The following is a 356-nucleotide window of genomic DNA, read 5'->3' as shown; positions in this document are numbered from 1 at the left end:
AGCATTCCCCGCAGCAGATACACCGTCTCTAGGCCCTGTACAGGGTCGGGGTAGACGAAGTCATTGTCCCAATCGAACAGCCAGACCCGGGTGAAGGCCTCTAGCTCAGCTAAGGGCCACTCCGAGCGCAGGTAGGCCGGATCGACTAGCAGCATGCCCTGATAGAGCGCTGCGACCAATAGTGCCGGCGAGACGAAAACCGAGTAGAAAATCAGCCCGGGCATCGGCCCGGGGTACAGGTATCGCTGGTCGATGCGCGGATAGGGCACCGACGGCAGATAGCGCTTGAAGATAAGGCACAGCACCCAGGTGATCGTGAATACGACTAGCGACCACTTTAAGTTCCAGAAGAACCC

Annotated in this window: 1 protein-coding gene; it reads right to left on the bottom strand. The window is 58.7% G+C overall.

The annotated features are described in order from the left end of the window. The coding region (locus HUS66_RS17570) for a hypothetical protein (RefSeq protein ID WP_175072468.1) at positions 1-305 on the bottom strand (305 nt) is incomplete at its 3' end. Between the last annotated feature and the right edge of the window lie 51 nt (positions 306-356).

Source organism: Onishia taeanensis, from assembly GCF_013349955.1.
Taxonomy (GTDB): Bacteria; Pseudomonadota; Gammaproteobacteria; order Pseudomonadales; family Halomonadaceae; genus Onishia; species Onishia taeanensis_B.
Note: the sequence above shows the minus strand (reverse complement) of the source record. Positions and strands in the feature narration are given on the sequence as shown.